21 protein-coding genes, 1 tRNA gene and 2 pseudogenes are annotated in these 26,923 nt (G+C 37.3%); 13 read left to right on the forward strand and 11 right to left on the reverse strand.

The genetic code is table 11. The features are described 5' to 3' along the window. Window positions 1-3: 3 nt before the first annotated feature. Together gyrA and ssb are read right to left on the reverse strand one after the other, a co-directional pair. Window positions 4-2,787 carry a DNA gyrase subunit A gene (gene gyrA / locus AC6ER9_RS08860; protein WP_497074348.1) on the reverse strand — a complete coding sequence of 928 codons (2,784 nt, stop codon included), beginning with the start codon at window positions 2,785-2,787 and terminating at the stop codon, window positions 4-6. 237 nt (window positions 2,788-3,024) lie between these two features. After that, on the reverse strand, window positions 3,025-3,531 hold the full coding sequence (gene ssb, locus AC6ER9_RS08865) for a single-stranded DNA-binding protein (RefSeq protein WP_497074349.1): 507 nt from the start codon (window positions 3,529-3,531) through the stop codon (window positions 3,025-3,027). A 333-nt stretch (window positions 3,532-3,864) separates the two neighbouring features. Here ssb and uvrA point away from each other — a divergent pair, with 333 nt between their 5' ends. Continuing rightward, on the forward strand, window positions 3,865-6,780 hold the full coding sequence (gene uvrA / locus AC6ER9_RS08870; protein WP_497074350.1) for an excinuclease ABC subunit UvrA: 2,916 nt from the start codon (window positions 3,865-3,867) through the stop codon (window positions 6,778-6,780). A 596-nt stretch (window positions 6,781-7,376) separates the two neighbouring features. On the opposite strand, the pseudogene AC6ER9_RS08875 reads toward uvrA, so the two are convergent. Continuing rightward, window positions 7,377-7,511, reverse strand: a pseudogene (locus tag AC6ER9_RS08875) (integrase); the annotation flags it as partial. Between the two features lie 708 nt (window positions 7,512-8,219). Here AC6ER9_RS08875 and AC6ER9_RS08880 point away from each other — a divergent pair. The 3 genes from AC6ER9_RS08880 to AC6ER9_RS08890 all read left to right on the forward strand — a co-directional run bounded on the left by AC6ER9_RS08880 (window position 8,220) and on the right by AC6ER9_RS08890 (window position 10,725). Continuing rightward, window positions 8,220-8,558: a P-II family nitrogen regulator gene (locus AC6ER9_RS08880; RefSeq protein WP_497074351.1), complete on the forward strand. Its 339-nt coding sequence runs from the start codon at window positions 8,220-8,222 to the stop codon at window positions 8,556-8,558. A gap of 58 nt (window positions 8,559-8,616) precedes the next feature. Beyond that, the gene (gene glnA / locus AC6ER9_RS08885) at window positions 8,617-10,026 is read left to right on the forward strand and encodes a type I glutamate--ammonia ligase (RefSeq protein ID WP_497074352.1); all 1,410 of its coding nucleotides are present in this window, start codon (window positions 8,617-8,619) and stop codon (window positions 10,024-10,026) included. 153 nt (window positions 10,027-10,179) lie between these two features. Further along, window positions 10,180-10,725 carry a hypothetical protein gene (locus AC6ER9_RS08890; protein ID WP_497074353.1) on the forward strand — a complete coding sequence of 182 codons (546 nt, stop codon included), beginning with the start codon at window positions 10,180-10,182 and terminating at the stop codon, window positions 10,723-10,725. A 31-nt stretch (window positions 10,726-10,756) separates the two neighbouring features. Here the strand turns inward: AC6ER9_RS08890 and AC6ER9_RS08895 are convergent, their stop codons facing one another. Continuing rightward, the gene (locus AC6ER9_RS08895) at window positions 10,757-11,554 is read right to left on the reverse strand and encodes an ATP12 family chaperone protein (RefSeq protein WP_497074354.1); all 798 of its coding nucleotides are present in this window, start codon (window positions 11,552-11,554) and stop codon (window positions 10,757-10,759) included. 989 nt (window positions 11,555-12,543) lie between these two features. Between AC6ER9_RS08895 and AC6ER9_RS08900 the strand changes: the two genes are divergently transcribed. From AC6ER9_RS08900 to AC6ER9_RS08935, 8 genes are all read left to right on the forward strand, one after another. Beyond that, window positions 12,544-12,693, forward strand: a complete 150-nt coding sequence (locus tag AC6ER9_RS08900) for a hypothetical protein (protein WP_497074355.1) — start codon at window positions 12,544-12,546, stop codon at window positions 12,691-12,693. Next, window positions 12,674-12,832, forward strand: coding sequence for a hypothetical protein (locus tag AC6ER9_RS08905; protein WP_497074356.1), 159 nt, complete (start codon window positions 12,674-12,676; stop codon window positions 12,830-12,832). The genes AC6ER9_RS08900 and AC6ER9_RS08905 overlap by 20 nt, the downstream gene beginning before the upstream one ends. 569 nt (window positions 12,833-13,401) lie before the next feature. Further along, on the forward strand, window positions 13,402-13,815 hold the full coding sequence (locus tag AC6ER9_RS08910; protein ID WP_497074357.1) for a hypothetical protein: 414 nt from the start codon (window positions 13,402-13,404) through the stop codon (window positions 13,813-13,815). Between the two features lie 30 nt (window positions 13,816-13,845). Continuing rightward, window positions 13,846-14,019 carry a hypothetical protein gene (locus AC6ER9_RS08915; protein ID WP_497074358.1) on the forward strand — a complete coding sequence of 58 codons (174 nt, stop codon included), beginning with the start codon at window positions 13,846-13,848 and terminating at the stop codon, window positions 14,017-14,019. A gap of 83 nt (window positions 14,020-14,102) precedes the next feature. Next, window positions 14,103-14,657 (forward strand): DMT family transporter, encoded by a 555-nt coding sequence (locus AC6ER9_RS08920; RefSeq protein WP_497075347.1) that lies wholly within the window; start codon window positions 14,103-14,105, stop codon window positions 14,655-14,657. A gap of 86 nt (window positions 14,658-14,743) precedes the next feature. Beyond that, complete coding sequence (locus AC6ER9_RS08925; RefSeq protein ID WP_497074359.1) at window positions 14,744-14,962, forward strand: hypothetical protein; 219 nt, start codon at window positions 14,744-14,746, stop codon at window positions 14,960-14,962. Then, entirely contained in the window at window positions 14,959-15,147 is a 189-nt protein-coding gene (locus AC6ER9_RS08930) for a hypothetical protein (protein ID WP_497074360.1), read from the forward strand. The genes AC6ER9_RS08925 and AC6ER9_RS08930 overlap by 4 nt, the downstream gene beginning before the upstream one ends. Window positions 15,148-15,214: 67 nt before the next feature. Beyond that, window positions 15,215-16,222, forward strand: a complete 1,008-nt coding sequence (locus AC6ER9_RS08935; RefSeq protein ID WP_497074361.1) for an ATP-grasp domain-containing protein — start codon at window positions 15,215-15,217, stop codon at window positions 16,220-16,222. A gap of 914 nt (window positions 16,223-17,136) precedes the next feature. Here AC6ER9_RS08935 and AC6ER9_RS08940 read toward each other — a convergent pair. The 3 genes from AC6ER9_RS08940 to AC6ER9_RS08950 all read right to left on the reverse strand — a co-directional run bounded on the left by AC6ER9_RS08940 (window position 17,137) and on the right by AC6ER9_RS08950 (window position 21,700). Then, window positions 17,137-19,902: an autotransporter outer membrane beta-barrel domain-containing protein gene (locus AC6ER9_RS08940; RefSeq protein ID WP_497074362.1), complete on the reverse strand. Its 2,766-nt coding sequence runs from the start codon at window positions 19,900-19,902 to the stop codon at window positions 17,137-17,139. Window positions 19,903-20,688: 786 nt separating this feature from the next. Beyond that, entirely contained in the window at window positions 20,689-21,138 is a 450-nt protein-coding gene (locus AC6ER9_RS08945; RefSeq protein WP_497074363.1) for a hypothetical protein, read from the reverse strand. Window positions 21,139-21,298: 160 nt separating this feature from the next. Further along, window positions 21,299-21,700 carry a hypothetical protein gene (locus AC6ER9_RS08950; protein WP_497074364.1) on the reverse strand — a complete coding sequence of 134 codons (402 nt, stop codon included), beginning with the start codon at window positions 21,698-21,700 and terminating at the stop codon, window positions 21,299-21,301. Between the two features lie 1,824 nt (window positions 21,701-23,524). On the opposite strand from AC6ER9_RS08950, the gene AC6ER9_RS08955 reads away from it, so the two are divergent. Beyond that, window positions 23,525-23,614 (forward strand) — tRNA-Ser (locus AC6ER9_RS08955). A 224-nt stretch (window positions 23,615-23,838) separates the two neighbouring features. On the opposite strand, the gene AC6ER9_RS08960 is transcribed toward AC6ER9_RS08955, so the two are convergent. The 4 genes and pseudogenes from AC6ER9_RS08960 to AC6ER9_RS08975 all read right to left on the reverse strand — a co-directional run. Then, window positions 23,839-25,329, reverse strand: coding sequence for a replicative DNA helicase (locus tag AC6ER9_RS08960; RefSeq protein ID WP_497074365.1), 1,491 nt, complete (start codon window positions 25,327-25,329; stop codon window positions 23,839-23,841). Next, window positions 25,326-26,306, reverse strand: coding sequence for a phage late control D family protein (locus AC6ER9_RS08965; protein ID WP_497075349.1), 981 nt, complete (start codon window positions 26,304-26,306; stop codon window positions 25,326-25,328). Before AC6ER9_RS08965 ends, AC6ER9_RS08960 begins: the two co-directional genes overlap by 4 nt. Next, on the reverse strand, window positions 26,306-26,560 hold the full coding sequence (locus tag AC6ER9_RS08970; protein ID WP_497074366.1) for a tail protein X: 255 nt from the start codon (window positions 26,558-26,560) through the stop codon (window positions 26,306-26,308). Before AC6ER9_RS08970 ends, AC6ER9_RS08965 begins: the two co-directional genes overlap by 1 nt. Beyond that, window positions 26,557-26,919, reverse strand: a pseudogene (locus AC6ER9_RS08975) (phage tail protein); the annotation flags it as partial. The gene AC6ER9_RS08970 and the pseudogene AC6ER9_RS08975, both read right to left, overlap by 4 nt. Between the last annotated feature and the right edge of the window lie 4 nt (window positions 26,920-26,923).

Genomic DNA, 26,923 nt, shown 5'->3' on the forward strand with positions numbered 1-26,923 from the left:
AAATCATTTTTCTTCGCTCATATTAATTATATCAGAATGCTTCTCGCCTTCATCCTCCAATGAATGCGTATCATCTTCAGGTTCAGAAATACGCTCAACCGACACAACTCTTTCACCTTCAGCTGTATTAAAAATCGTCACTCCCTTTGTTGAACGACCAGCAGTGCGAATTCCCTCAACAGGGACACGAATAAGCTGCCCCCCATCTGATACCAACATAATTTGATCTTGCGCCTTCACTGGAAAAGCCGCTACTAATTTACCAATTTCAGCTGTTTTAGATGGATCTGTTGCACGAATTCCTTTTCCCCCACGTCCCGAAATCCGGAACTCATAGGAAGAAGAACGTTTACCATAACCAAATTCACTCACTGTCAAAAGCATTTGTTCACATGCATGGAGTTCTGCATAACGTTCATCTGTTAACTCTGTTGCAAGCCCCCCATCTTCTTCATCAAGAGTGACAATATCTTCAATATCAGCATCCGCACCAGCAGCACGCCGTTCATTCATCACACGTTTAATATAGGCAGAACGCTCAATGGACGTCGCCTCAACATGCTCTAAAATTGTCATTGAAATGACTTTATCACCTTTAGCCAAATTGATACCACGAACCCCTACAGAATTACGCCCTGCAAAAACACGGACATCTACAACGGGAAAACGAATACATTGTCCATTTGCTGTTGTAAGAACGACATCATCACGTTCTGTACAGGTTTCAACAGAAAGAATTTCATCTTCTTCATCAAGTTTCATGGCAATTTTACCATTACGATTAACCTGAACGAAGTCTGACAACTTATTACGACGCACAGTTCCACGTGTTGTCGCAAACATGATATCCAATGCACTCCAGCTTGCTTCATCTTCAGGTAAAGGCATAATCGTTGTAATGCGTTCGCCTTGTTGTAAGGGAAGCATATTGATCAAAGCCCGCCCACGCGATTGCGGTGTCCCTAACGGTAGTCGCCAAACTTTTTCCTTATAAACAATCCCACGTGATGAAAAGAAAAGAACTGGAGTATGCGTATTAGCAACAAACAAACGCGTTACAAAATCCTCATCCTTCGTGGACATACCAGAACGTCCTTTACCGCCACGGCGCTGTGCACGATAGGTATTAAGAGGGACGCGCTTAATATAGCCACTATGGCTCACCGTTACCACCATATCCTCTGGTGCGATCAGATCTTCACTCTCCATCTCAGCGCTACCAAAACCAAATACAGTCCGTCGCGGCGTTGCAAATTCCTCACGAAGAGCACTCAGTTCGTCCTTAACAATACGCAGTATGCGTACACGTGATGCTAAGATATCAAGATAATCAGCAATATCCGCACCAATTTTATTTAATTCATCAGCGATTTCATCACGCCCAAGGGCTGTTAGCCGTTGCAAACGCAATTCTAAAATAGCACGCGCTTGTTCTTCAGAGAGATTATAAGTACCATCCTCATGAATAATATGACGGGGATCATCAATAAGTCTAATCAAAGGCGCAACATCCATCGCTGGCCAGCGTCGCTCCATTAATTGTGTACGCGCAGTTTGGGGATCAGAAGCGTTGCGAATGAGCGCTATGATTTCATCAATATTGGCAACAGCAAGGGCAAGACCCACCAAAACATGGGCCCGCTCACGCGCTTTACGCAAAAGATATTTCGTTCGACGACTAACAACCTCTTCCCGAAAAACAACAAATGCACGAAGCATATCAAGCAACGTCATTTGTTCAGGTTTTCCTCCATTCAACGCAACCATATTACAACCAAAAGAAGTTTGCAGCGGCGTATAACGATATAATTGGTTTAACACAACTTCCGCAACAACATCTTTCTTCAACTCAATCACGACACGATAGCCATCACGATCAGATTCGTCACGCAAATCAGAAATTCCCTCAATGCGCTTATCTCGCACCAATTCAGCCATTTTCTCAATCATCGTTGCCTTATTAACCTGGTAAGGAATCTCACTCACAATGATGGCCTGTCGACCACTGCGAATTTCTTCAATATCAACTTTAGCACGCATAATAATTGAGCCACGCCCTGTTTCATAAGCTGAACGAACACCAGAATGGCCGAGGATAATTCCCCCTGTAGGAAAGTCTGGACCAGGAATGATTTCAATGATTTGATCAAGTGTGATAGCAGGATTATCAATCAAAGCGATACAACCATTCACAACTTCACCAAGATTATGGGGCGGAATATTGGTTGCCATTCCCACGGCAATCCCCCCTGATCCGTTAACCAAAAGATTAGGAAAACGGGCTGGTAAGACAACCGGTTCACGTTCACGCCCATCATAATTATCCTGAAAATCAACAGTATCTTTATCAATATCAGCCAAAAGCGCTTCTGAAACTTTTTCTAAACGACACTCAGTATAGCGCATTGCCGCAGGAGGATCACCGTCAACGGAACCAAAATTCCCCTGACCATCAATCAATGGATTTCTTAAAGAGAAGTCCTGCGCCATACGCACCAAAGCATCATAAATTGAAGCATCACCATGGGGATGGAATTTTCCCATAACCTCCCCAACAACACCGGCAGATTTACGATACGGCTTATTAAAAACAAGCCCCATCTCATTCATGGCATGAAGGATACGTCGATGAACAGGTTTAAGACCATCACGGACATCAGGAAGCGCACGCGAGACAATTACGCTCATCGCATAATCGAGATAAGAGCGTTGCATTTCATCAATAATACTGATTGGTTCAATACCGGTCAGCACATCACGTTCTGGCTGTGGAATAAGATCAGTCACAATTTCAAAACTTTCAAAAAAGAATCATTAAAGAATCGTTTGACTTTGTTTATATCGAAAAATACACTAAAATGCTAATTTCTCTCCCCTAACAAAGGAGAAATTTAACAATATTTTTCAAGATGTTATTAATTCTATTTAAAATTACCAATAATGAACAGTTTCCACTTCGCTAAATTTCAGAAATCTGAAAAAAACAAACCATAAAGAAATCGTAACACTGTAATTTAAAGACTCTTAAAAAGGTACATCATCATCCAATTTGTGAGAAAAACTTTCTTCCACGTGGCTATTATTTTGACCAAAAGTATTTCTCTGATTTGAGCTACTATCCGCAAAGCTACCACTGTAACTGCCTCCTTGACTTGCTCCTTGCTCCCCACTCGCTCCTCCGCGCCCATCAAGCATTTGCAATTCACCACGATATTTTTGCAAAACAACCTCTGTTGTATAACGATCATTTCCATTTTGATCTTGCCATTTTCGTGTCTGTAGCTGCCCCTCAATATAAATTTTGCTGCCTTTTTTTAAATATTGCTCTGCAACTTTGACAAGGTTCTCATTAAAAATAACAATATTATGCCACTCGGTGCGTTCTTTTCGCTCATTTGTATTTCGATCACGCCAACTTTCCGAGGTAGCAATACGCAAATTTGCCACTTGATCTCCTGAATTCAAACGGCGGATTTCAGGATCGGCACCAAGGTTACCAATCAAAATAACTTTATTAAGGCTACCAGCCATCGCATAAACTCCAAAATTTTAATTCGTAAAATAGTCTGTTATATAACAGTTATAACCATCTTGACCTTCAATTTACATGTCTGTAATTGACCTTCAATATGGATATTGCTATCCTTTCCCAATATTGTATCGGCATAACTATAGCAAAATATGATAACAACGCATAGTTTATTCCATCAGTAGAGAATAAAAACCTGCTTATTTGTATTTTTCTTTTTACAAAGCTTATACCTTCTTTCTGCGTTAAAGCAGTTAGACACATTGTAATTCTAAAAAAACAGTTCTATTCCGTTTTAGAGGCTCAATTTTTGTCACACATGCCAAGGATAAAATATGACTCATCAAAAATATATCTCCATTCGCGGTGCACGTGAACATAACCTCAAAAATATTGATCTCGACCTCCCTCGTGATAAACTCATTGTTATCACAGGACTTTCTGGTTCTGGTAAATCATCCTTAGCCTTTGATACAATTTATGCTGAAGGACAACGCCGCTATGTCGAAAGCCTTTCGGCTTATGCGCGTCAATTTCTCGAAGTTATGCAAAAACCCGATGTTGATCGTATCGACGGCCTTTCTCCCGCCATCTCTATTGAACAAAAAACAACCAGCCGCAATCCCCGCTCAACAGTCGGTACCGTTACTGAAATCCACGACTATATGCGCCTCCTTTTCGCACGTATTGGTATCCCTCATTCTCCTGCAACAGGACTCCCTATTGAAAGTCAAACGGTAAGCCAAATGGTTGATCAAATTATGGCCTTAGCAGAAGGAACCCGAATTTTTATTATGGCACCCTTGGTGCGAGGTCGAAAAGGAGAATATAAAAAAGAGCTAACAGAACTTCTAAAACAAGGATTTCAACGCGCTAAAGTTGATGGAACATTCTATGAAATCCCTGATATTCCGCCTCTTGATAAAAAATATAAACATGACATCGATGTTGTGGTAGACCGCATTGTTGTACAAAAGGATATCACCTCTCGCTTGGCTGATAGTATAGAGACTTGTTTACAGCTAGCCAATGGACTTGCCATTGCTGAAATGGCAGACCAACCCTTGGCACCAGAAAAAACAACAAAAGAATCTGCCCATAAGTCAAAAAATGACACACACAAACGGATTCTTTTTTCAGAAAAGTTTTCCTGCCCTGTATCGGGTTTCTCTATCCCTGAAATTGAACCACGCCTTTTTTCGTTTAATAATCCTTTTGGAGCCTGTCCTCTCTGCGATGGATTGGGCATCAAAAAGGCAATGGACCCACTGAAAATTATCCCCAATAAAAATCTTACCTTAAAAGACGGAGCCATTGCACCTTGGGCTAAATCAGATTCACTTTATTATAACCAAACCTTGGAAGCATTAGGAAAATCTTACGATTTTAAACTCACAGATCAGTGGTGTAAACTCTCTAATGAAGCACAACAAGCTATTCTCTACGGTACAAAAAGACATGAAATCCCTTTTATCTACAAAAATAATTCTGGCACCCACAAAATGACTCAACCTTTTGAAGGCATCATCCCCAATATGGAGAGGCGCTGGAAAGAAACCGACTCTGCTTGGTCCCGTGAAGAAATTGAGCGTTATATGTCTTCTTCACCTTGCCCAGCCTGTCATGGTTATCGTTTAAAACCAGAGGCACTTGCTGTAAAAATCCATGGAATGCATATTGGGCAAATATCAGATCTTTCTATTCTAAAAGCAGATGATTGGTTTGCCAATATCCATCAATATCTCACAGAAAAACAACGTAATATCGCCACACGTATTTTAAAAGAAATTCGCGAACGTTTAGCTTTTTTAAATCATGTGGGATTGGAATATCTTACCTTATCTCGAAATTCAGGAACCCTTTCAGGGGGAGAAAGCCAACGCATTCGATTAGCCTCCCAGATTGGTTCTGGTCTTACAGGGGTCCTTTATATTTTAGACGAACCATCCATCGGTTTACATCAACGTGATAACGAACGTCTTTTGGAAATGCTACGGCATTTGCGCGATCTTGGCAATACAGTCATTGTCGTTGAACATGATGAAGATGCTATTCTCACAGCAGACCATGTTGTCGATATGGGCCCTGCTGCGGGCGTTCATGGTGGTGAAATCATAGCGCAAGGGACACCGCAAGAAATTATAGAGAATCCAGCCTCTCTCACAGGTCAATATCTTTCAGGAAAAATGACTGTTAAAATGCCTCCTCAACGACGCAAAATATCAAAATCAAAAATCCTTAAAGTCATTGGCGCTAAAGGCAATAACCTTAAAAATATCAGTACGAACATTCCTCTTGGAACCTTCACATGCGTCACCGGTGTTTCTGGAGGAGGAAAATCAACATTTCTTATTGAAACGCTTTTCAAAGCAGCATCCCATCAGATCATGGGCAGCCATCACAGCCCTGCCAGCTATGATAAAATTGAAGGCTTAGAATTTCTGGATAAAGTCATCGATATCAACCAATCTCCCATTGGCCGCACCCCACGCTCTAATCCCGCAACCTATACAGGCGCTTTTACCCCCATTCGTGACTGGTTTGCCGAACTTCCAGAATCAAAAGCCCGTGGTTATAAAGCAGGGCGTTTTTCATTTAATGTTAAAGGAGGACGCTGCGAAGCCTGTCAAGGTGATGGAGTCATCAAAATTGAAATGCACTTTTTACCGGATGTCTATGTAACTTGTGATGTCTGTAAAGGAAAGCGCTATAATCGAGAAACACTAGAAATAAAATTCAAAGGACAATCTATCGCCGATATTTTAGATATGACCATCGAAAAGGCAGAAGAATTTTTCCACGCTGTTCCCGCTATTCATAATAAAATGGAGACCCTTATTAAAGTGGGACTGGGGTACATAAAAGTAGGACAGCAAGCCACCACGCTTTCTGGTGGGGAAGCACAACGTGTAAAACTTGCAAAAGAACTTTCACGCAAAACAACGGGACGTACACTTTATATTTTGGATGAACCAACGACAGGTTTACATTTTCACGATATTTCCAAACTTCTTGAAGTGCTGCATGAACTGGTCGATCAAGGCAACACCGTCATCGTCATTGAACATAACCTTGATGTTATCAAAACAGCCGACTGGATTATTGATTTAGGACCAGAAGGTGGAGATCGCGGTGGAGAAATCGTTGCAATTGGACGCCCTGAAGACATTATTAAAGTTCCCGCTTCCTATACGGGAAAATTTCTAAAAGATGTTTTACAGCGTCAATCTCTCTACAATTCCAACTCTTAAAAAGGCTTACTCTTGAATGCGTTACCTTGTAAATACAGCATACAAACAAAGCTTGTACTCTTATTGTTGCCTATAAATTAATACCTCATTTCAGTGTAGCAGCATATTTGAAACAAAGGCTAAAACGATTGAGCACTTTATAAACTGTTTTAGTTTTCGTATTGTACATTTGCGTGCTTGTTTTCAAGAAACATCTCTCAAAGCACCCAAAACCCATTTCGCAGTGCCAACCATGAATAATATAACGATAAAGCCCCCCTAGAATAATATAAAATCCACTGAGTATCCCTATCTTTACGCTTATGGAGGAATAAGTCGGGACCATCTATTGCCAGCCCTAAAGTATTGTGGACAAAATCTTGGCACGTAAGACGGTTCATAAGAAGCATTTTTATTGTACAGTTTTTACCCACATGGCCCACCCGCTTATGACGTGCAAGCAAGTGATTCTGATTGATTCAAGATAAACAAATTTGAAATGAGAAAAGCTTACGACATTCGAAGGGGGCGAGTTCAATATGAATAACGCTAGATTATCATTATAAATCAATCTTTATATTGACTAATAGGAATACACGCATAATTGCATATCTCTATTGTTTAATTTCTAAAAAGACCAGACAGCCTAATTTGAAAAGGATACGAAGTTTCAAAGGTATAAAACAGTTTCCGTTTTTCCCATCTCCTTTTAATTCATCTGAACGACCTTCAAAAATATCCACAACAATATCTTATAATGAAGATTGCGCATTAATGCTTATGCTTCTATTTATCGCGTTCCTTAATAAGATCCTATATCTTACATAATATAGAATGCCTCAGAGGGAATATATTTGCGTTACCAATTCCAGACACTTGTTAAAGAAGCATTTCTCAATTTCTCCAATTCCATTTACACGACAGCCCCTGCAAATGATATCCCGATACATTCATTATTGTACACTAACATCTTTATATTTATAATGGAAGTAAATCAGCACTATCATTATATTTGCCAATAAAAGCCTTTGCATTTGAAAGGCCGTTCATTACAAGAATTTTTGTTTCTCTCTTAATCGTTTTTTATCCACATATTCGTATTATTTATGATATACAAAGCTATTGTTTTTGATTGATTGACAATAAAAAAACCTTAAGAGGAGAAAATCTTACGCTATTAGATATCTCATTCAATATAACAAGCATCTAATTATCCTTATAAGTCAAGGTATTATATAAAAAACTCTTTTATTATGTTATTATGATTATTTATAAGGAGTGTAGATTTTTCCCCAAAAACAGTATTTTACTTTATTCTACAAAAAATCTTCTCCATAAAGGACATAAAATATCATCATTTTCGACTTTTTGTGCAAAAAGTATCTGTTGGACATCTTACAGTTGTCAATATAATGTGATGCAGTCTAAAAAGGCAAAATAACGTTGGAGATAATTTCAGCATGAAAAAAGTTGAAGCCATTATAAAACCTTTCAAACTTGATAAAGTGAAAGAAGCGCTTCAAGAAATTGGGCTACACAGTATTACAGTAACAGAAGCGAAAGGTTTTGGCCGCCAAAGGGAACATACAGAACTTTATCGTGGTACAAAATATGTTGTTGACTTTTTACCTAAAGTAAAGATTGAAATTGTTGTATCCGATGAAAAACTGGAACAAACTGTTGATGCAATACGAAAAGCAGCGCAAACCAAACATGTAGGAGATGGAAAGATATTTGTCTTTTCCATTGATGACGCTATTCGTATAGGCACTGATGAAACCGGTATCGATGCCCTTTAATACATAACGAAAAAATACATTTTTTATCCACATCAACGCCATATTAAGGAAATTAAATATGACAACCGCATCAGATATTATTAAACAGATTGCAGACAATGAAATCCGTTTTGTTGATTTACGTTTTACTGATCCACGAGGAAAATTACATCACGTTACAATGGATATCGCAGAGATTAGCGAAGATACCTTTAATGATGGTGTTATGTTTGATGGTTCTTCAATTGCAGGTTGGAAAACAATTAATGAATCTGACATGGTTTTAATGCCAGATCCCCAAACAGCGCATATTGATCCTTTTTTTGCTCAATCTACTTTGATCATATTTTGTGACGTATTAGATCCTGTCTCTGGTGAGTTTTATCGTAGAGATCCTCGCTCTATCGCCAAAAGGGCTGAGGTTTATATGAAATCTCTAGGCATTGGAGATACAATTAATGTAGGTCCAGAAGCAGAGTTTTTTATCTTTGATGATGTGCGCTATAAAACAGATCCTTACAATACAGGGTTTAAACTCAATTCAAGTGAACTTCCCTCCAATGATGATACAGAATATGAAATAGGCAATCTGGGGCATCGCCCACGAATGAAAGGGGGCTACCTTCCTGTTCCACCGATTGACTCTTGCCAAGATATGCGTTCTGAAATGCTTTCAGCACTCAAAGATATGGGCGTACAGGTCGAAAAACATCATCATGAAGTAGCAGCAGGTCAACATGAGTTGGGTATTCGTTTTGATACACTCGTTCGCGAAGCAGATAAGATGCAAATTTTTAAATATGTCGTCCATCAAATAGCAAATAGTTATGGGAAAACAGCAACCTTCATGCCCAAACCTGTTTTTGGTGATAACGGCTCTGGCATGCATGTTCATATGTCCATTTGGAAAGATGGTAAACCCATTTTTGCCGGAAATGAATATGCCGGACTCTCTGAAACCTGTTTATTTTTTATCGGTGGTGTTATTAAACATGCAAAGGCAATCAATGCCTTTACCAATCCATCCACAAACTCCTATAAGCGTTTGGTGCCTGGTTATGAAGCACCTGTCCTTCTTGCCTATTCGGCACGCAACCGTTCTGCATCTTGCCGTATTCCAATGAGTCATTCGCCAAACTCAAAGCGAGTAGAAGTGCGTTTTCCAGACCCAACAGCCAATCCCTACTTAGCATTTGCAGCCCTCTTAATGGCTGGTCTTGATGGCATCAAAAACAAAATTCACCCTGGACATGCTATGGATAAAGATCTCTATGATCTTCCATTAAAAGAACTCAAAGAAATCCCGACCGTTTCAGGAAGTCTGCGCGAAGCACTTGAAGCACTCGATAAAGATCGGGGCTTTCTTAAAGCTGGTGATGTTTTTGATGATGATCAGATTAATTCCTTCATTCAAGTAAAAATGCAAGAAGTCTTGCGTTATGAAACAACGCCTCATCCTGTTGAATTTGATATGTACTATTCTGTTTAAGAATCATACACATTCTTTTGATTTTTTTAATGGAGGCGAAAGCCTCCATTTTTGTGGATATTCTTCTTATGCAAGAGTGTAAAAGGCTTTTTGCTTATCTACTTTTCCTTTATAATGTGTCGAGTCTCTTCAAATTAATTAACAAGGTTTCTAATGACGCGAATTTGTTTTCTCGTTTCCATTTTTTTACGCATTGTCCTTATCACATCAACAACTCAAGCACATACAATTACAAACCAAAAGCTTGTAGCCCTTGAAAAAGCAACATCTGCTTATAGTAAAGCACTTAAAAACGCCGATGCAAATGCCATCTTAAATGCTATCCCTCCGGAAATCATCAACAGCTTAACCGCCCAAAAAAATCTTAGTCAACCACAATTTCTGCAAATCATGAAAAGCCAAATCAAACAGTTGGCAGAAAATTATAAGATTAAAAATATCCACATTGACCAAAATCAAAAACGTGAAGGTAAACTTGATAATGGCATTCCTTATTTTGTTATACCCGTAGAACTTATAACCACAACAAATTCTGGAAAAAAATGCTCTATTCAGACTGAAATTATTGCCCTCCTTCATAATGACCAATGGTATTTTATCCGAGGTAATGACGAAGCAATCTTAAATATAATAGATAAAGTATTTCCTGGCCTTGAAAAAGTAAAAATCAAGCCTCAAAAAATCACCCAAATACTGTGATCGGAAAGAATTATATAAAAAAGATTTAATCTTATAAACAAGTTCTAACAATTATAGCCGCAGCCTTAAATTCAGCCTTTTTATGGGCACGACGTGCCATTGTTTCTTGATCCGTTCCCCATTGCTCCATCATCCAATCTTCATCTAAATGGGCAATAGACCAAGCATGATCCGCATCAATTTTTCCTGAAGTAACCGCAAGAGCAATAAGAGCAGATCCCGTTAAAGTTGTCATCATATGAAGCGCAGCAAGCATATAAGGAGACTCAACGCTACGCAAATAATTGCTCACAGCTTGAAGTGCTTCTGGTGGTTGTTCCACATGCATCAAGCCTTCTGTTAAATAAAACCGTGCTCCTAGTTTTTTTTCTGCCCAATCTAATAAAGGATCCCATTGTTCAGATTGTTTTTGCACCAACTCTTTTGGTGTTTGTGCGCGATAAAAAATCATATCACAGGCAACAAAACGCAATAAATCTTCAAAAACAACTTGCATATCATCAGCAATACCATCAATAACAGTATTAACCAGACGCGTCATAGGCATCTTTACTGGATCAACAATGTCCTTTTGACTCTCAAATTCCTGAGCAATGAATTCAGCAAACACTTTCGTTGGCACAAGAAAACGACGCCTTGCTGGCGTTTTAACAGGACGTTCATCTAATAAGATCGTAAAGTCCCCCTCCTCATAAGCAATCTTCACTTCCCTATAAAACCGTTTTGAGTGTGGTTGGCATGAAAGATTTTGAATCTTTTGAACAGAACTATTTTTATTCAAATTATTTTTACTCAAAGACCTATCAAAATGATTCAAAATTTCACGCATATTGTTTTCACCTATGATATTTAAAAAGTATTTTTTTTCAAAGCTCTATATATTTTATTTAAGGTTTAAATTGATTTATTTTCCTATCCTACAAATTTTTCTATCTGAGCAGAAGAAAAAAATCTTACCCATCGCAATCTGATTTTAAAATATATCCTTAATATTAAACAAACAAGACAATGGTCTTGCCCATATATTTAGCAAAAGCTGTGAGGATAACTTTTAAAAAACTTTTTTATCTTACTAAAAAACTGAATACGTTAAATTTACTAATGAAAATCGGTTTATTACCTTGAAAGTTATCCATCTACAAGAGTGGTCTCCACACACACTCCAGTTTTTAAAAATGTTTTTTACAAAACTTTAAAACACAAAAACACACATTATTTAAAATATGGAAAAGTGTACTTTATTCATCAGCATACCTTTCAGATGCAAAAGTACTTCAATTATTCGTCTCATAATTTCTTCATGTGTAAAGTTTTTCCTGTCTAATATCATCACCTTAAAAAGAAGTATTTTTAATATAAAATGATAAGTATCATTGTATTTAAATAAATTATATTAGAACTATTCTTTGCAAAATAGCCAAATTTATCCTTTATTTTTTAAGTATAATTTTATTAAAATATATTAAAAATACAACTTAATTTATAATTAACTCATTATACTTAATATATTTCAGTAGTTTATTTAAATAATTAAAAGCATAGAGATCATACAATCTGAAAATAATATTTTTATATACACTTGGCCCTGAAAATACTAACTGTGCAGCTGCAGCACACTGGTAACTCAACAATCACAATCAAAATATTTTACCCACTGACTCAGGATCCCGTATTATTTTATACGCAACGCTTAAAGAGGCATTCAATGAATTTTCTCAGAAAAAAGATGGATATCTCCCAAGCTGTGCTGCTTACCCCGATTTGCATACAATCATATTTACACGTTTGGATGATATGCAATTATTTGACAGCATTATTATGTCTACCCACTCTATGGTTTTAGCGAAGCATAATAACTCTGATGAAATTAAAACTGTAGCAACTCATCCAGCCCTTCAATCTTTGGTAGCTCATCAATACGACAAAATATTTGCCAACAGTAATGCTGATGCAGCCGTGCTTTGTTAAAACTGAAAAAGCAGATGCTTGTATCACAACATCGGTTGCGGCAAACCGTTATAAGCTGGATATTGTTGAAAATTTTGGACAAGTGCCAATAACTTTTTTGCTCCACTCGCTAAAGTCAGCTCATCATGAAACAATCTGAAGCACTTCTTTCCATTGTTAACTTGGTTGACAAATTCCGTATGCGCCAAGAACTCGATGGGAGCATTAAGAAACCAACTTCAGCAGATAGCAATATGATCAATGAATTGATCACTCTGCTGAACCACCATGCAAAGTTATTGACGGATTATTTCCAGAACTTTTAGCGATTACTTCTAATGATCTTCATCAGTGGTTGCTCAGCGGTTTAACGGTCCCTCCTAAATTTGATAACACTTTGGCTGCTTTCAAAGCACTATTACCAAATGCTCCTTTATTTTTCTTAGGATCCAATGCGTGCAACAAATGGCCTCGATCCAGCAGGATTCCTGCTGGAATTCGTTACAGAATATCGTCATGAAACGACCTATCTTGCCGACGCCTCAAAATATACAAATAGTTATTCACCTTTTCAATGTATAAAAATGGGAATAGCATCAAAGGGTTTTTTAGAAGGCAATTGCATTTTCTATTCCCAAAATCGGTAGCGACTGCTCAGAAAATTGATAAGCAAGCGTTTGCTTTGTTTTTTTCAGAAAATTCGTTGATATTTACAATAAGCAGACAATTGTGGAAGCTGAACCTTTACTCTGTCAAGATAGTAAATTCCTGTTCGGTCAATTGCATAGCCGTAACTTATCTAAAGAAGACATTTACGATGTTCGCTGTCTGTGGGGTTATTATCACGACGATGCACATCATATTGGACCGCGGCCATTGGATAAGAATTTATATATAAAATTAAATTGGTTCACAGGCCTTCTAGAAGAAACTAAAGTTGATTTAATTATAGTGCGTATGATGCTCCAAAATCATCCAAAGTTTTGGAAAGAAATAACAGAGTTTGTCTTGTTAGAACGCATATTTTGTTATCCAAAAGGTTCTGATCAGCATATGACTTTCGATGCTGGTACAGGTATCTTGCTTTTTGAAATATTCATGCGTAACAAAGCATTGATTAAAACAGATCGAAGCTATCTTTAATTTGACTTAGAACGTCTTAAGCAAGTAATAATGTTGATGATTGAAGATATAGAAGCACTTGAAGCATTAGATGATGACGCTTATTTGGCAGGGGCTAAGGATTATATCCAAAATAATCTTGGAAGACCGGAAAACTTAAAGTCACGATTTAATTTTTCAACATCATATTATGCACGGCGCGTTATTGGGGGATTAAATCATTGAGTTTTTTAAAAGGACGGTTATTCTTATTTACTTTTGCCATTTTAGCATTGTTTTCCATAAGTTGGTTATTATCTAAGAATTTGGTGAGCAATATACCCGTCATGCATGCAGTTGGAATGAGATTATGTGCAACTACCGCCGCTTTATGGTTGATAACAGCCTTTCGTGAAAAAGCTGTTTTCAGATCCCTCCCACTGCTTTCCATGATACCTTCTTTTTCAATTCTATCGGTGTTAGGATTTTCTCTGTACTTTGTCTGCAGCTTTGAAGCCTTAAAATCACTCAAAGCCAGTGATTTAACCATGGTTTTAGCCACTATTATAGGAATGACCTATATATTGGGAACACTCACGAATAGTCTTATGTTTTCATGGTTCAAGCTTATTGGTATGATCATTGTCACTGTAGCGGCTATAGCATTCAATATAAATGGCATAGAGGTTGAATCTTATAGTCTAATAGGAATAGCTCTTGCCTTAACAGCAGCGCTTTCTTATTCGACTTATGGCTTATTGTCTAAACGTTATCTTAAAAATTTACCTTTGCTCACCTCACTGGCTTGGATTACGACAATTTCTGCCGCATCATTTATGCCGTTATTCATTTTTTATCCTACCCCCTCTTCTATCTTAAGTTAGAAGATATACTTAAAATATTAATTTTGGGAACTGTTTGCTCGGCACCCGTTTATGTATTGTACCAAAAAGTTCTCGCCGAAGGAGGCGTGTTATACGCCAACACGATCGGCGTATTATCTCCTTTTGCAGTGGTTGCATGTGAATGGCTCATCGGCTCAAACACTTCTCTCAATATGATCAAAATAATTGCCATGATCATGGCTGTTATAGGAATGACACTCTTATTTATAGATGCCTCAAAGGTATCTGCATTGCAACGACAACACCGTGCTAAAAATTCCAACTTTAATAAGGAAATAAAATGAAAAAACTCGCGTTAGTTTGCCAGCGCAATGCAAAACTACCCTTTATATTTGAAGCAGCACAAGTCGCTAATATCGAATTAGTCATGGTCTATGATAGCGCTGAAAGCGCTCCTATTCAGCTACCTACACAGCAGTTACTTCAACTTGGCAACTTCCTGTTTTTGAAAACCCAGAGGCAGCTTTAGAGACTTTTGTAGCAGGCGTAAAAGAACGCATTGCTGGAGTTATAACCCTTCGCGAAGAAGCCATTCTATGGACAACTTTGGCAGTAAAAAAGTCAATACTCCAAGTATTGAACCAGAAGTAGCAGCATTAACCCGAAACAAATATCTCATGCGTCAAGCTTTTGCTAAAGCAGGGCTTAGAACACCAAGATTTTTTTATATAGATAATCCAGAAGATCTATCACAAATACATGCCTTGAACTATCCATTGGTCATTAAACCCATCTCGGGATGGGCAAGTACAGGCGTAATGTTAGCTAAAAATTCCGCCGAACTTCCTGATCTCGTCAAAGCGGTATGGAATGTTCAGCATAAAGACATGGCACGTTTTAACGATAAAAATCAACCTATAGGTTTAGTAATAGAACAGTATTTGCTAGGAAAAGAATTCGTCGTAGAATGTTTTGTTGATACAGCAGGTATCCATGTTCTCGCCATTGGTGACAAAGGACAACCGGAAGGACCATGGTTTGAAGAAACAATTTATCGTCAACGCTGTGATAGAGATAATCCTCTCATTATTGCTTTATGTGAGACTGCATGCTCTGGAGTAAAAGCTCTTGGCATCAATATGGGTGCAGCCCATGTAGAGCTACGCCTAGATGCCAATAACTTACCTTATATCATTGAGATTGGTGCTCGTATCGGTGGGTCAGGTGTTTCCCATTTTATTGTGGAACAAAGAACCGAGATTTCATTTGCAAAACTCTGTATGAAGGCCGCTTTAGCTGAACAGACCCCAGACCTTCCCGATATACTCCCCGCTAAAAAAGTGGCTGCAAATTACATTATTCCTCTTCAGGGGTATGGACGTTTTTGCGGTTTTTCAGGTCTCGATAAGGTTGCACAACATCCTCAAACTGCTAGAATGATAATTTTCTTTGAAAACGATCATATTGCACCACCGCCACCAGCATTTGGTGGATATCCTGGTTTTATTTTCTCTGTTCATGACTCAGATCAAGAAGCACGCGATTACCATAAATGGCTTTATGATACCTTAAGCATCCTGTGGAAACATCATGATGATCAGTAACCCGATAAAGAATTTCTACGCAACCTCAATTTTGATATCAATCTCATCGAGACAGACGAAATCATAACGCGATTGCCTAAAACTCTGCCAACACTTCTTTTCTTTAAAATGCATATTTCAGAAACAAAGGATTGAGGGAGTCTATAACCTACTTTCCACCGCATTTTAATAGAAGCTCTTCAATATTTCCTATATTTGAAACAATAACAAAGACCTGCAATCGACTTGTTTAGCGTAATCAACCTCTTCGCCGCACGCCTCAAAAAAGGAAAAATAGCCTCCCACTCTAATTTAAGAGTTATATTTCACATCTATTGAACAAACAAGACATTGTCTTTTTCATATATTTAGGATCTGGTTTACATATTCAGCAACAGTCGCCAGAATAATTTTTAAAAAAAATTTATCTCAATTGAAAAATGTAGATGTTGAATTTAATAGTGATAATTTACCCATAACCTTGCACACGTCTCATCTAAAAAAGAGATCTTTACACAGCTTACTCACGTGTTTTTTTTAATGCTCCTTACAGAATATAAAACAAAGCAAAAAAAACCGCCTTACAAAAAACATGAACTGTGCATTTTGCGCACCATCCATATTCTCTTAACAGTAAAGTCTCCTAACCAGCAATCAGGATCCTGCCTGTTTTTTGATATCAGCATACCTCAAAAAAACAGTTCTTTTACAGCATAATAGGATCACAATACAGCTATTAAAAAAACTTATAACGAAAGCATCTCATATATTTGTAGCCAAAACGATACAAACAGATCTAGATTTTATCAGCAATTTTTTTGAAGTATTTGCGCCCCCTATCAACCAGATAAAGAGTTTAAAACAACCTGATACTTTGCTATTTATTAAAACATTAAGATTTTAAAAATCACATATATTATTTTTTTAAAAATTCATTAAAAATGATAACGTAATCCACCAGAAAAACGAACACCAGAAAAACCTGCCTTTGTTAACTTATGCTGATAGCTAAGATCACTATGAAGTGTGACTTTAGAAGAAAATTGCGCTTTAATACCCAAACCTGTTTCTACCGAAGAACCAAAAGAACCTAACTGGAAATCATCTTTGAGATGAGCAAATTGTTTTTCACCAAAACGATGTGCAAAATGAATATTGCCATTAAAAGAAATGGTACGATCTTTTTCATCTGCTGTAAATATTTTACTTAAATACCCTCCAATACGCATCAACCATTGATCCGCTTTTTTCATCTCAACATCAAATCCATCAATATCACGAAACTTATCAAATTGAAGATGTTGATAAATAAATTGAATCTGCGGATCAAGAATAAGACCTTCATGTCCTGTCATAAACATTTTACCAGCAGACAACGAAACATTCAGAGGTTTTGCTTTTAATGTCGCCGTCTTACCCCAAGCATGAGTAAGCACATCCCCTTTAAACAAACCATAAGATAAAAAACCATCCACATAAAAACCAGTGTTGTGTTTCACACTACCATATGCTGTAAATGATAATTTATTAAACGGACTCTTTTGACTTTGTTCCACGTTATGAGGTTGTAAGGAAAGCTTTCCATAGGTTCCTATAATTCCAAAAGATGTTGTACTATATGCCCTTTCCATTGTTTTAAGTAAAATATCTGTTTCTATGGCATTATAATCAACATTACCATCATACCCATATTCAAGAAGAGACAAATCTGAAACATAACGATAACTCCCCCCATAACCATAAACAGATGAAGCAAAATCTCCTTCAGTTTTTAATGACTTACGAAGAATAGACCGCGCAGCTTGTAACCGCTTTTGTTGATGACTGATATCCATAATCCCCACATGAAAAAAAGCATTTGGCAACAAAAGATAAGTCGGAACTTGTGGAACAACATCCCTAACCTTTAAATCAGAATGATGACTAACCGACATTCCTAAAGCAGGCTGAATATATTTACTTTCAAGGCGGAAATCCCAAAAATCTCCCTCTCCTTCAACCAATCTTTGAGAAGTTTGTGCATTCCCAAGAGAAGAAGCTGGACCATAGGCATGAAGATAATATTGGTAAGGAGACCCCTCTAATGCAATATAAGCACGATCTAACTGAAAAGAATCCTCTGCTGCTTTTCCAGAAACCTGAATAAGTGAAATACTATGAGCATTTTCCCCCGTTTCTACCTCCTCCTGATTTTCTACAATGAACTGCACATAAACCGTTGTTTTTCCAGAAACATCACCATGAATCAAAAGTCGATCAGTCTTTTTATTATCGAGCAAACCATCATTCCTGAGATAGGTATTGAGATAAATATCGGCCCTATCTTGCGCACTATAAACTTCTTTCTCTCCCTTCCCAATATAAAGTGTCTGATATTCCTGAAACATTGGCGTTTCAAAAGCAATAAAACCATCAGAAAGTTTTACAAATGAAATAAATGAACTTGTACGATTTGTAATGTGCGAATCTATCCCTCTTTTTCTTGTCAAAAACCATTTTGATCCTCCTGTCAAATAAAGCTCAACAACAGAATCACCGACAACACGAGTCCCTCCTATCAATGAAGAAGAATCAGCCAAAATCGCTACAGTTCCTCCTTTTTCAGCTGTTAATAATAAATCACCATAAATTTTTGTGCCTTCCGTTACCGCAATATAACTGTGGCTGTTCTGACTATGAATAGCTATTCCATCTGGAACCTCAAAAGCCGTCCTTTTCAAAAAGACGAGTCCCTGTTCGTGCACATTATTTTTTCCCTCCATCTCAAAATGCATACCATGTTTGTTACCTCCTGCCTTAATCGTTGAATCTTCAATATTAACCCGTGAAATTAAAAAACTTTCTTCCCTGCCCACACCAGATTGTGTATTAAAATCTTGTCCAATTGTTAAAACTTGTCCAATTGTTAAAACATGAACATCCGTAGAGACAATATTCGTATTTTTTAAATACACAGAACCCTGCTGTTTTACATTGAAAACTGGTAGAGCAATTTCTTTATTTTCTCTCTCTTTAGTTTTTTGACGTTTTGAAGTAATGCTCACACCATCTAAAGTTGCACTCCCCCCTTTCCCCACATAAAGCGCCGCAGAATCATTCACATCAATAGATCCCCCCTTCATTTGAATACTTGCATCAGCACTAACAAAAAGAGCACTCTCTCGACCAATCCCTTGGCCTTCTACTTTAACCTTTGTATTTGTTAGCGTAATAGATGCTCCTAAATTCTCTGCATAAGCCGCAACCTGAGAATTTTCAATCGTTCCACGATTAATTTCAATTATTCCGCTATCAGCTTTAAGACCTATTGACAGATTTTTAAAAGCTGAATCACTAAAAATAATTTTTCCTCCTCGTGATACAACAGCACCATAAATCTCTTCTATGCCTGCAGTACCTTCAACCTCTATACGCATTGCCTGAATGACTGTATTTTGTCCCTGTACTTCTATAGTAGCTGGAAAAGTGAGAAAATTCCCCTTCCCATTCTTTGGTTTAATAGGTTTCGTGAACTTATATGTTTGATCACTAATTGTATGCTTTTTACCATCACTGCATTCATAAGGTAATTTGTTGTCCTCACATGACAGAGATCCAAATGATCGAGACTGTGCCCCAACATTTATGTTTAACAAAAAAGAAAAAATAATTGCCGTAAAAACACACGAATACAAGTAATTATTAAATACTTTGATTATCATTGCTTTTCAAAACTTTCTTTTTTCAACAAAAAATGCTGGCAAAACAATAAACTACAAATTAAATACATTAAGAATAAAATATGCAAAGTTATTTTATTTTTTTCTGATAAATTGAGCTAGTTAATAATATGTTTTGTACTTTATGTAAAGAAAGAACAAAAATTAAAAAATATCATTGAAGATAACGGTCTCTTTAAGATTTACCCCCTAATACTGAGAGTATCACACAAAACACCAGAAAATTAATCTTTAAAAAATGCGAAGAAATATGAATGTTAAAGAGATATAATATTCAACTTATCTCATTTTCCAAAACAAAAATATAACAAAATGAGAATAACTTTTAAGCTTTAAGCAATCAAAATATGTTAATAAAAATATCATACAATGAGATACAATAAAAGATATTATCTGAAAACAGGTCATAAAATGAAAAGCTATTAACACCAAAACTACTTGTGTAATAACTAAATATTCAAATAAAAATAAAATATAGTGAAATATTCACTACCCTAAAATTGAAAAGCATAAAAATAAGATTTCATCAAAGTTAATTCTATGAAAGTAATCCGCTTATTATCATTAAAACAACTATTTTAATAAAGCTATTCTTCGTCATTCTTTATATTGAATAGATTTATAAATACTCCCCAATATCATCATCTGATAATAACACTATTACATACATCACAGCTGATGAATATAGTTATATTAGAGGATAAAAGAGCTCTGTTTATCCTTCCTCCATAATATTTTCATTCAATTATTGCTTTAAAGATGAGTATTTCACTTTTTCAGAGCTTTTTTTATTTTCTGGCGTTTTTTATCATTCTCAAGACGTAACATCAAATCTCGCTCCTGTTTTGTCGAATTGGTTACACCAAAAGTATCATTATCCATAACTTGCTGATACCCTGCTATCATTAAATTGGCTAAAAATGAATCACTTCGCGGCGCTGGTGAAAAATAGATTCCCTTCGAATCTTGCAATTTATAACGATAACCTGCTTTAGTCATGCACTCATAAATTGCTGCAAACTCACTTGCACGTGAATCCATATTTTCAGAAGAAGCGTATACTGGTTTCCAGCCACATTTTGATAGTGCTTGTTGGACAACAGACTTATTGACACCGGGCTTTTCCCACAATGCTAAGGTCGATGGGGGAGGTTTGTTGATACATCCAGCAGAGCTTAATAAAATTATAGCACTCAATAATTTCAATATTTTTTTCATTTCCCCCTCCTTCAATACCTACAATATCAAGACTGATAGGTCTGCTAATATTTGCTTACATACAAGATGACTCTCGCTAGCATATAGATATTGAAAAAACAACCCCACCCCTATACAAGTACAAGAATGTGAGATTTTTTGATTACAGCAGCCACAATACTTAAGGCTGACATTCAGGTTGTTCTTTGTGTTCTTTACAATGAGCACTATTCAAGCGCCTCTCTACACTTCGCTGAGGAATAACAGCATCAGGCTGACAAATGGAAAGATTATATTCCTTTTTCTCACACCATTTCACCCTTCCTTTATCTTGGAAACCCGCTTGTATCATGCATACACTGACAGATTCCTCTTCATTGAATCGCTCATTCATACTTCTGTCTAGATCAAGACGACCATCAAGATGCTGCATTCCGCATTCCAACAGAGCTTTTTTGATCTCAAGTTGATCTGCACCAAACTTTTCCCACATATCTACAGCTGTTCGAGAAGGCTGTTCCGGATAACATCCAGCCATAACAAATAGGGCTGTCCCGATTAATAATTTTAAAGTCTTCTTCATTTTTTATCCTTGAATAATTTTGATAATACAACACAACCTGTAATTTATTTTACATGCCATTTCTTCATTTAAAAAAAAATGATAGATATTATAAATTTTTATTACCATTTATCTCTTTCCGATAACGAGCTCATAAATACCGTATCAAAGATACAGCAAAGTTAATATTAAATCATATTCTATCAACATTATAATTAATATTTTGATTATAATTGGAACAGATATTTTTATAATTTTTTTGCGCTTGTCGTTATTACCTCCATGGATAAATAACATTAATTGTTGAACTGCTTTCTTCCATACAGGTACGAAAATACATGAATACGAGAATTATTGACCATTGCCTGTAGTCTTAAAACCCATATTCAGATGTAATTTTATATTTTTTACCAAAAGAGCTATTTAAATGCTTCTTGACACTCTTTGTAAAATAAAGCATTATGATGATAGATTAGGGGATTTTTCTCTTTAAAAATTTTCGCACCAACCTTCACTAATTCATCTTTATAGTGAAATCAAATTAGGCAGACGCAAGTTATTGCTTTTGCGTAAATGTTTACCTTCCTACTTTCTGAATCCTCATCTCAAAGGCGCTAGCCTCCAGCATTCTAACAATGCCCTACCTAAGTGAAATCTGTTCCTAGCTTATCCTACGAATATAGCAAGTTTATCGATGTTTTCAATAGCAACCCAGTAACACTAAAAAATGATTATGATCAATAAGTTAAATTTTTCATTGTTCTTGTTAGATAAACTTTTATAGAATTAAATGAATCGTAATTATTTTTTATACTTACAACTTACATGGCCATAACAATTATGGGATTAGAAATAGAGCCAATTAGCGCTCTCCCCTTATCTCTCTCAGTGGAGAGGTTGTTATAGTTAATAAACTGTTTGTTATAAACGGCACTATAAATAAAGAGTTTTTTATAAATTTCTTTAAAAGTGCAGCATCTAGAGTTAAAGGCACGACATAAAACATAGGCCAATTATAAGATAAACAGCGGGTTAAGTGTATTGCTCAATAAGATTTTTCTTCTATTCAAATCAACTTTTTGTTAGCCTTATAGAGAAAATATTGTAAATGTATATATTTTCCAGTCATATCTGAAAAAACTTTATACTATCAATGCAAATCTTGCACAAAACTCTATCGAAACAGTGCAAGTATTCAAAAAATACTGGTAATCAATAAAAATTTAACCGTAATTCTAGCTGGATTTTCAGTTTTTTCTCTATGAAAGCCAATCAACCGTTCTCTTCAAGCTACTCTTAAGCTGCACGAAATACCTAAATATTTTTATTAAAAAAATTGAAACTTTTTAAAGAGTTTTCTTATCGAGTCATACTCATTTAGACTCATTGAAAATTTGCCCTGAACATCTATGACACACATATCATCCTTTCATCCTTACCAATTTATCTCTCATAAACTATCAAAGCAATAATATTTTCTTTTCGCGAGATATGAATGATAAAATAACTCAAAAATGCATGACAGCAAAAAATTAAAATTTATAAATATTTTCAACTGAACATGTCTTATCATTTCATTACGAAAACAACAGTTAGTACTAAGAATATTTCTTTTTGAAAAACTTTTAGATAAAAAAATGAAATAATACATATCATATCCACCTTTCATTTTTTTAGAAAAATTTATAATTTTTAAAAATGAGAATGTTAGGTAACACACTCACAGAATTAATTTATAAAGAATTATTTTGGTTGAAACTTAAATATTTTTATAAAAAAGCCTTAGAAAGCGTATTAAAATGATTGACCTTTTGTCAGAAGTTTGTCAAAAAGCGTATCTAATTTGGAGGGGTGGCCGAGCGGTTTAAGGCACCGGTCTTGAAAACCGGCGTGCAGGAGACTGTACCGTGGGTTCGAATCCCACCCCCTCCGCCACAACACTTTTGTCGTGCTATAAATTATTGTAGCTTGCTGTAGCTTGCCAGCAGGTTTTGTATATTTTGCCACTAGGTTTTGTACTAATTTATTTTTTTTCAGATGATTTTTAAGGGGTTCTCAAAGGGTCTTCAAAGGCCTTTCAAAGGGTGTTTTAAGATTCGTAATTTTTTGTAAGAATCTATGGTTTTTTTCTTCTCAATCATCGGATCATCATTTTGAGCTCAAGCAGATATTTCTGAGAGATGAGTATGATCTGTTAAATCACTAAAGCATGTAAAGTCAGATTGGAAAGCAAGAGGGACGATTCCTGTTGGACCATGACGTTGCTTGGCTATGATAACTTCGGCTTTGCCCTTGGCTTGCTCCATTGCCTCTTTCCATTTGTGATATTCAAGCGTGCCTTCTTTGGGCTCTTCATTGTTGAGATAATATTCTTCACGATAAACAAACAACACAATATCGGCATCTTGCTCAATTGAACCTGATTCCCGTAAATCAGACAATTGTGGACGTTTATCTGTACGGTTTTCAACTTGTCGTGATAATTGTGAAAGCGCAATGATGGGAATATTGAGTTCTTTTGCAAGTGCTTTAAGCCCCATAGTGATGGCTGTAATCTCTTGAACGCGGTTTTCTAAAGAACGCTTTGAACCGCTTGTCATCAGTTGGATATAATCAATGATCAAAACATCTAGACCATGTTGTCGTTTAAGACGCCTTGCACGCGCAGCCAATTGCGCAAGAGATACAGCCCCCGTTTGATCGATATAAAGAGGAATGGTTTGAAGGGAACGCGTCATATGAACAATGTTTATAAACTGATCATCAGAAAGATTCCCTCGCCGTATATCAGAAGAAGAAACCTTCGTTTGTTCTGAGATCATGCGGGTTGCAAGCTGTTCTGTTGACATTTCAAGAGAGAAGAAACCAACAATCCCCCCTTCACCTTCTTTTGTGTTGCTATCACACTTGCAAGCATTGGCAATATTAAAAGCAATATTGGTTGCAAGGGACGTTTTCCCCATACCGGGACGCCCTGCTAGAATAATCAAATCAGATGCTTGCAACCCACCCATTTTCGCATCAAGGGTTTTAATATGGGTTGCCATACCAGAAAGCTTTGAAGAACGCTGTTTCGCAGCACTTGCCATGTTAAGTGCCTTTGTAATGGCGGTATTAAACTTTTCAAAACCACCCCCATATTTGCCTTTTTCGGCTAATGCAAATAACTGACTTTCAATCGCTTCAATTTGTTGCGAAGTGGTCAGTTCTAGGGGAGCATCCAAAGATCTATTCACAATTTGAGTGCCAAGGTTAATTAAAGAGCGGCGAATAAACAGATCATAAATAACGCTTCCATACTCTTGAGTATTGATGATTGTGATAGCCTCTTTGGCTAAACGCACCACATAATTAAAAACTGTGATATCTCCAACTTTCTCATCATTTGCAAAAAAGGGCTTCATGGTAATGGGATCGGCAACTTTTCCCTTTTGAACAATTTGTGAGATGATATCAAAAAGCCTTTGATGAAGGGCTTCAAAAAAATGTTCTGCTTTGAGAAAATCAGCAACACTCTCAAGCGCATTATTATTGATCATGATTGCCCCAAGCAAAGCTTGTTCTGCTTCAATATTATGGGGCAGTTGCCGAAAAGAAGAGGCAAAAGTATCTCTTGGGTTTTCTGCTTCTAACACATTTAATTTTCTCATGCCTCTTTTCCTTGATTTGGTGCCTCAAAGGTGATTTCTGTGGTGTATCCGCTTTGCTTTTCATAGCGATGGGTCACGGTTGCCGCATGCCATGGACCATTGATCTCTCTACGGAACCCTTGCAATAGCAGTGGTTGACCCGCCATGATTTCAGGGCGCCCCTCAAGGCTTACAGAACCACTGCCCATCGCGCGGCAAAGCCGATCCAACTCAGAAGCGCAAGCGGCTAAAGCTTCCGCCTCACAGGGGTAGCAGGTTCGCAGACGACGCACCGAACCATGATACCCCGTGCGATGTTTGACAAAATACTGTTGCCCTTTTGCGCGATCAAAATAAGAGGCTTCAATGGTGCCGTATTGGGTGCGCGGCTCAAGGCTAAATTCCCAATGGGAACAATCCTGTTGATGAATTGTCTGGAGAGGAAGATTGTCCCCGCTTAAAAATAAAAACCTATTGTCTTTGATCAAAAAACGCGCCTGCATCCGATCAGCAAGGCGGGTTAAAAAATCAATTGCCGATTGATCCGTGCGCACCACATAAGGCAAGGTTTGTTTGGTAAATTGTGGACTAACCTTTGCTTGATAGCCATGACGTTTGGCAAGGGTCTCAACAATCTTGCCAACGGTTTGATGGTCAAAATGTTCGCTCACCTGTTCTTTGATCTCCGCACGCATGGAAGCGCTTTTGCCACAAAGGCGTAAAATCTCTCCATCACTGCCCCCACAACTGATCACCGATTCTACAACAAAACGCCCCATAAAGGCACGAATGCTGTTCTCATAACCAAAGGTGACATGGAGTGCACTGCCCGCTGCTGGAACTTCTAAATCATTGCCGCTATCATCAAATTCTGCTTCAAAGCTATCGGCTTCATTACTCGTATTGTCCGTGATGGTTGCCGTTAAAAGACGCTGGTAAAAAACCTCATGAACAAGTTTATCCCCCGCCCTTACCTCAATAAAGGGATATGTGCGCATTAATCCCATAGCCGTTTGACCACACTGTTCTTTTCGCATGAGACAAATTCAGGCAAAAAGACTTTTAAGCCCCGCGGTAAAAAAGCCCCATACCCCGCAATTTCTGGATTAGCCTCCAGCGTGGCTTCTAAATAACCTTTTAATAAACCCGCTTGCCGCCGGTCTCCTAAAACAGACAAGGCATGCTGATAACAAATCAAGTCTAAACTCATATCCTCAAGCTCGACCACAATCTGCTTTGCGGGGATCTTCATGGGCTATCCTCCTCTTGTCCCCCCTGATATTGCCCTATTTGATACTGACCTTGCGGCTTTCCCCCATCAAAAAACGGTAACAGGCTTATGGAATAGCGAATGCGCCCCGATTGACCAGAACGGCTAATATAATCATGGTCTTTACGAATATGGGTAATCACGACTAAACCATGCATCAAAGCACTGTAGCTATCATCACGCATCCAACGGATCATCTGAACGGGTTTTGCAGCCCGAATGGTTCTGGTGATGGCATCAATGGCAACCCGATCACCAAACTCTTCTGGAAACAATACCCCGTGGAGGGTTTTGGGATCATTGCCATAGCCGGTAAATTGCAAACTAGGGGAGCGGCAAAGGATT

It is taken from the genome of Bartonella sp. SL317 (assembly GCF_059687655.1).

Coding starts and splice junctions, on each gene's coding strand:
- ssb (WP_497074349.1), bottom strand. CDS start 3,531: ATGGCTGGTAGCCTTAATAAAGTTATTTTGATTGGTAACCTTGGTGCC.
- uvrA (WP_497074350.1), top strand. CDS start 3,865: ATGACTCATCAAAAATATATCTCCATTCGCGGTGCACGTGAACATAAC.
- AC6ER9_RS08880 (WP_497074351.1), top strand. CDS start 8,220: ATGAAAAAAGTTGAAGCCATTATAAAACCTTTCAAACTTGATAAAGTG.
- glnA (WP_497074352.1), top strand. CDS start 8,617: ATGACAACCGCATCAGATATTATTAAACAGATTGCAGACAATGAAATC.
- AC6ER9_RS08890 (WP_497074353.1), top strand. CDS start 10,180: ATGACGCGAATTTGTTTTCTCGTTTCCATTTTTTTACGCATTGTCCTT.
- AC6ER9_RS08895 (WP_497074354.1), bottom strand. CDS start 11,554: ATGCGTGAAATTTTGAATCATTTTGATAGGTCTTTGAGTAAAAATAAT.
- AC6ER9_RS08900 (WP_497074355.1), top strand. CDS start 12,544: ATGTCTACCCACTCTATGGTTTTAGCGAAGCATAATAACTCTGATGAA.
- AC6ER9_RS08905 (WP_497074356.1), top strand. CDS start 12,674: ATGCAGCCGTGCTTTGTTAAAACTGAAAAAGCAGATGCTTGTATCACA.
- AC6ER9_RS08915 (WP_497074358.1), top strand. CDS start 13,846: ATGTTGATGATTGAAGATATAGAAGCACTTGAAGCATTAGATGATGAC.
- AC6ER9_RS08930 (WP_497074360.1), top strand. CDS start 14,959: ATGAAAAAACTCGCGTTAGTTTGCCAGCGCAATGCAAAACTACCCTTT.
- AC6ER9_RS08935 (WP_497074361.1), top strand. CDS start 15,215: ATGGACAACTTTGGCAGTAAAAAAGTCAATACTCCAAGTATTGAACCA.
- AC6ER9_RS08940 (WP_497074362.1), bottom strand. CDS start 19,902: ATGATAATCAAAGTATTTAATAATTACTTGTATTCGTGTGTTTTTACG.
- AC6ER9_RS08945 (WP_497074363.1), bottom strand. CDS start 21,138: ATGAAAAAAATATTGAAATTATTGAGTGCTATAATTTTATTAAGCTCT.
- AC6ER9_RS08950 (WP_497074364.1), bottom strand. CDS start 21,700: ATGAAGAAGACTTTAAAATTATTAATCGGGACAGCCCTATTTGTTATG.
- AC6ER9_RS08960 (WP_497074365.1), bottom strand. CDS start 25,329: ATGAGAAAATTAAATGTGTTAGAAGCAGAAAACCCAAGAGATACTTTT.
- AC6ER9_RS08965 (WP_497075349.1), bottom strand. CDS start 26,306: ATGCGCACATATCCCTTTATTGAGGTAAGGGCGGGGGATAAACTTGTT.
- AC6ER9_RS08970 (WP_497074366.1), bottom strand. CDS start 26,560: ATGAAGATCCCCGCAAAGCAGATTGTGGTCGAGCTTGAGGATATGAGT.